The following is a 5393-nucleotide window of genomic DNA, read 5'->3' on the forward strand; positions in this document are numbered from 1 at the left end:
CTGCAGGACAGATTGAGGAAATTGCCGCAGGAAAGGTTGCGATGTACCTCAATGGAACCTGGCTTCCTAATGAGATCAAGGGCAACGCTCCTAACTTCAACTGGGGTGCCTTCGCATGGCCTGAAATGGGACCAAACGGAAATGGCACTGAAGCTAACAACTATGGAGCACAGTGCTTCGGCATCAATGCCAATTCTCAGGTACCAGACGAAGCCTTCCAGTTCATCGTCTACCTTACCACTGGTGAGTGGGACTCCAAACTGGCAAAGGAAAGCCTTGGTGTACCGATGGGCAAGAACAGCACCTGGCCAAAGCAAACAGCTGAAGCCAAGACCATCATCGACAATACCACCACATGGATGACCTGGGCTGCTGGAATGGAAAATCTTGCAGACGTCAATGCAAAGATCAAGGAGAACTTCTCCAAGCTCATCCTTGGCTCTTTGAATGCTGAACAGTTCTACGCTGCAATGAATAAATAGGGCTTATACACTACGCCCTCTGAAACACCATGTTTTAGGGGGCGTTCATTTCTCAAAGGTACCACTATGAAAAAGAATCGCACGATGATCATCATCTTTCTCACCCCGGCCATGATCTGCTACCTGTTGGTATTCTTGTATCCCTCGATCCGGACAACCATCATGAGCTTTTTTGCCGTCGAGTCTGTATCAGACCCGATTTCAACCTGGAGTTTCAACGGGTTGGAAAACTACCGGACCCTGTTCAATACAGCTATTTTTAGACAATCGATGCGTAATATTGCAAATATCTGGCTTGTTGGTGGTATAGGGGTAATGGTCACCGCACTGTTCTTCGCCGTATCCCTTACCAATGGAATGAAATTTTCCAAATTCTTCAGGAGCGTCATATACCTCCCCAATGTTGTATCAGCAATTGCGATGGGAACCATGTGGATCAACTACGTCTATAACTCTTCCTATGGATTGCTTCACGATATCTTTGCAACACTAGGGATGACGACACTTTCTGAGACCCTCTGGACAGGGCCGGACAAACTCTTCTGGTCCATGCTGGTCGCCTATTCGTTCGGCATGGTTGGGTACCACATGCTGATTTTCATGGCAAGCATTGAACAAATACCCAAGGATTATATGGAAGCTGCACAAATAGAAGGAGCAAATGTCTTCCAGCGTTTCTTCCATATCACCCTGCCTTTCCTACGGGGTTGTTTTAGGACAAACATCGTCATGTGGACCGTTTTTACTGTTGCCTTCTTTGTCTGGGGCCAGTTATTCAGCCCGGTCAACCTCTCCAATGCAACGGTAGCTCCCATGAACTATATGTACGAAATCGTATTCGGGTCCTCGGCCAGCACCACCACCGTCAGGGATAGTGGAGCAGGTGCAGCAGTTGGAGTTATCATGATGATTATTGTCATCATCGCCTTTTCAGCAACCAACCTCATCGTCAAGAACGATGATGTGGAATTATAGGAGGGAGTCATGGCCAAAAAACTTCGTTCACTCGACCATCATACACAAGTTAGACTGATCCCTTCCTACGTCTTGGTAGTTACATGGGTAATCTTTACCTTTGTACTCATTGGCTGGGTATTCTTCGCTTCTTTTTCGACCAGTCAGGAAATATTCAGTGATTCCATGTTCAAGTTTGAGTCGGGGTTCCATTTCGAGAACTATATTCGTGCCTGGAATACACAAAAAGTATCGGTCTATTTCATGAACTCGTTGATGTACACCGTGGTATCCTGTACCTCGATCATCCTCATTGCTTCCCCTGCAGCCTATGTATTGAGCCGGTTCAAGTTTAGGGGAAATCTTTCCATCCAGAGCCTTCTTGCCTCTGCATTAGGAATCCCAGCGATCATGATCGTCATGCCACTGTTCAGCCTCGTAAGCCGATTACGCCTGACAAACAACCGTTGGTTGCTCATATTCCTCTATATTGCCATGAATGTTCCTTTCACTACTTTCTTCCTGCTTGCATTCTTCAAGAGCCTGAGTACCACCTATGAAGAAGCAGCCTACATCGATGGCTGTTCCCCTATGGGGACCTTCTGGAGGATTATGTTCCCCTTGGTGCAACCGGGGATTATCACGGTTACTGTGTTCAACTTCATCACCATCTGGAACGAATACTTCATGTCAATGATTTTTGCAAACAAACCAAAGGTGAGACCTGTCTCCGTTGGACTGTTCAATATGATCCAAGCCATGCGATACACAGGAGATTGGGGCGGGATGTTCGCCTCTGTCGTTATCGTTTTCCTCCCGACATTTCTCCTCTATATATTCCTTTCAGAGCGAATCATCCAAGGAGTAACAGCAGGAGCTATCAAAGGATAGAATCACACACTGTTCATTCCATTTTACTCATCCCACCCCAAGAGGCCTGTATGCAGATTTCAGAATATAAGCTCCGCCAAGTTATCAATCATTTCGCTATCGAAGGTTCCCTGGCTTCCATCGAGGTCAACAAGGAAGGACATATCAACTCCACGTTCTTCACCACCTTCACGAATGAAGGGAGTGTCCAGAAATATACCCATCAACGAATAAATACCTTGGTGTTCAAGCAGCCGGTTGCCTTGATGGAGAATGTCAGTCTGGTTACTTCACACATACGATCGAAACTAATCGGTCACTATGACAATGTTGAGCAACGGTGCCTGCGTGTCATACCTACCCGTTCTGGGACCAATGTGTATGTTGATGAGGATGGGGGGTATTGGAGGACCTACCAGTACATCGATCACGTGAAGACCTTCAAGACGATAGCAGATGCAGAACAAGCATATCTCCTGGGTGAGGCCATAGGCAACTTCCAGTTGCAGCTATCGGACTTCGATGGAAAAATGCTGCATGAAACCATTCCTCACTTCCATGATATGCGCCTACGCTATGACCAGCTTGAAGAAGCAATACAGGTGAACCACCAGGATCGGATACAGATGGTAGGACCTGATGTGGAATATCTCATGGATACCAAGGAGCGGGGATTCATTCTCTGGGACAAACTGCAGGAAGGGCGTCTTCCTGTACGGGTAACCCATAATGACACGAAGATCAACAATGTCTTGTTCAGCCTTGATGGAAAAGAAGCGCTCTGTATCATTGACCTTGATACCGTGATGCCTGGAACCATCCTTTTCGATACCGGGGATATGATCAGGACGGCAACCACAACAGCAGAGGAGGATGCCACTGATCTTTCCAAGGTACACTGTGACACCTCACTCCATCATGCTTTACTGGAAGGATACTTCTCAAAAGCTGACTTTCTTACCCCGCTTGAACGATCACTGGTGGTCGAATCAGGAAGAAACATCACCCAGATCATGGCAGTACGATTCTTGACGGATTTTCTCAATGGGGATCGCTACTATCATATTGATCGGGAGAACCAAAACCTTGATAGAGCGAGGAACCAGATTGCCCTCATGCAGGACATGGACAGCAAGTGGCAGACCTTATCACAAGGAGTATAAAGTATGACTTCAATTAAGAGTGGCACATTCAAGGCAAACGCGGCCTTACCTATTGGAGCCAATCCACTTCCCTCCTTCAGAGACCCCAAGCACGATGCCCTCGTAAGAGTAAAACCACAAGTTTCTTCTAAGAATACTGCCCTTATGGGCCTTGATTGCGGCAAGCGTTCTCTTCCCTACCAAATCCAAGACCGATACGATAGAAACCGAGAAGAGCAAGAGATACCTGCAATCATCATGGAGAACGACTATCTCAAGGCAACCTTTCTCCCAACGCTTGGAGGAAGGCTCATCAGTCTTATCGACAAAGAAAATGACAGAGAACTGCTATATTGCAATACAAGTCTCCAAGCTTGCAACCTTTCCAATCTTGATGCATGGTTCGCTGGAGGCATTGAGTGGAATATAGGTCAATATGGGCATGCCTTCACCACCTGTAGTGATGTATTTGCCTCGATTCAGAAAGATGAGGAGGGTGTGCAGTTCTTGCGGCTCTCTGAATATGAGCGATGCAAGGGTCTCTGGTGGCATATCGACTTCCACTTGGGAGATACATCCAGGCTATTGTATGCCCATGTCCATATCCACAACCTTTCTAGTGAGCGAAAATCCTTGTACTACTGGACAAATACTGCAGTACCAGTCACAGAGAAGACACGCGTTCTTGCAAGTAGCAATGAAGCAATCTATCTGGATCCCTATGCAAAGAACAACACCCGACTCTTCGGCCATATGAATATGCCCCGAATGGAAATCTACGAAGACATTGATGCCTCGTATCCGAGCCAATTCAAGGCATCAAACGAGTATTTCTTTCTTTGCGAAAAGAGCCCAATGCCATGGGAGTGCGCCATTGAAGAAGACGGCAGCGGCTTCTTTGAAGCTTCTACACCACCCTTGTCCTACAGGAAAATGTTCTGCTGGGGGAGCCATGCAGGGGGAAAGAGGTGGCAACGCTACCTTTCTCCAGACAGTGAAGATGAATACATCGAGGTTCAAAGTGGATTGGCTCCAAGTCAATTGCACGGCTCGTACCTGGAGGCACAGAGTTCAATCTGCTGGACGCAGGCCTTCGGTTCTTTGGAGATATCCCCACAAGAAGCCCACAGCCCACAATACGAAGTTGCCATGCAGGTAGCAGAGGATACTATTCATTTGATCATAGATGAACAGAGACTCAGAGCTATGCATCAAACATGCCTCAAGGCAAGTGAACGCAGCCCTGAAATAATAATGCACCAAGGAAGCGGCTGGGCTTTCCTTGAACAAAAGGTCCAAAATCTCTCACTACCGGTAGCGTTCCGCTTTGAAAGGGACAGCGTCAAGGATCAGGAACTTCCATATCTTGGCCTGATAACAGAAGGGAAACTGCCGGTCATGGACCCCAATAGGCGACCTTTCAGTGCTCCTCCCTGTTCCAATACATGGAAAGCAATATTCATGGCTGCATTGAGAAACCCTTGCTTGACTATCCATGAATCGGCCACTCTCAATCACTACCTTGGGATCATCCACTTGGAACAAGAAGAAGTATCATATGCCCAAACGTGTTGGCTTAAGGCAATGGAGAATCTCCCAAACGCCTGGACCGCAAGAAATCTTGCACAACTGGAAATCAGAAGAGGTGAAGTGGAGGAAGCTCTTCGATGGTACTCAATCGCAAGCAGACTCTCTGGTTTTAAGGCTGACCCTGCTATCGCAGAAGAGTATTGTGCACTCTTGGTTGCTGAACAGAAAACCGTCGAAGCCCAGAAGCTCTTCGAGGATATTCCCCCCACTTGGATGGATTCAAGTGAAGCTTTAAGAATTACCCGTGCAAAGCTGGCTGTTCAGGAGAAGAATGCCCCGCTTATCAAGAGCTTGGTCTTTGACCGGGAGATAGGGCATATCCGAGAAGGGGATACTCCCCTAAACAGCCTATGGT

General features: G+C 47.2%; 5 protein-coding genes. All 5 read left to right on the forward strand.

The features are described 5' to 3' along the window. Positions 1-482 (forward strand): extracellular solute-binding protein (locus tag JF818_RS16020; RefSeq protein ID WP_198893044.1); only part of this gene is annotated, 482 nt, incomplete at its 5' end. 66 nt (positions 483-548) lie between these two features. Then, a complete protein-coding gene (locus tag JF818_RS16025; RefSeq protein WP_198893045.1) occupies positions 549-1457 on the forward strand; it encodes a carbohydrate ABC transporter permease in 909 nt (302 codons plus the stop codon). Positions 1458-1466: 9 nt separating this feature from the next. Further along, on the forward strand, positions 1467-2327 hold the full coding sequence (locus JF818_RS16030) for a carbohydrate ABC transporter permease (protein WP_198893046.1): 861 nt from the start codon (positions 1467-1469) through the stop codon (positions 2325-2327). A 50-nt stretch (positions 2328-2377) separates the two neighbouring features. Beyond that, complete coding sequence (locus JF818_RS16035) at positions 2378-3469, forward strand: phosphotransferase enzyme family protein (protein ID WP_198893047.1); 1092 nt, start codon at positions 2378-2380, stop codon at positions 3467-3469. Positions 3470-3472: 3 nt separating this feature from the next. After that, a partial coding sequence (locus tag JF818_RS16040) for a DUF5107 domain-containing protein (RefSeq protein ID WP_198893048.1) occupies positions 3473-5393 on the forward strand: 1921 nt, incomplete at its 3' end.

The sequence above is a fragment of the Sphaerochaeta sp. S2 genome (assembly GCF_016406725.1).
Classification (GTDB): Bacteria; Spirochaetota; Spirochaetia; order Sphaerochaetales; family Sphaerochaetaceae; genus Sphaerochaeta.

Excerpts from the sequence above, each read along its gene's own strand:
- JF818_RS16025 (WP_198893045.1), top strand. The coding sequence starts at position 549 with ATGAAAAAGAATCGCACGATGATCATCATCTTTCTCACCCCGGCCATG.
- JF818_RS16030 (WP_198893046.1), top strand. The coding sequence starts at position 1,467 with ATGGCCAAAAAACTTCGTTCACTCGACCATCATACACAAGTTAGACTG.
- JF818_RS16035 (WP_198893047.1), top strand. The coding sequence starts at position 2,378 with ATGCAGATTTCAGAATATAAGCTCCGCCAAGTTATCAATCATTTCGCT.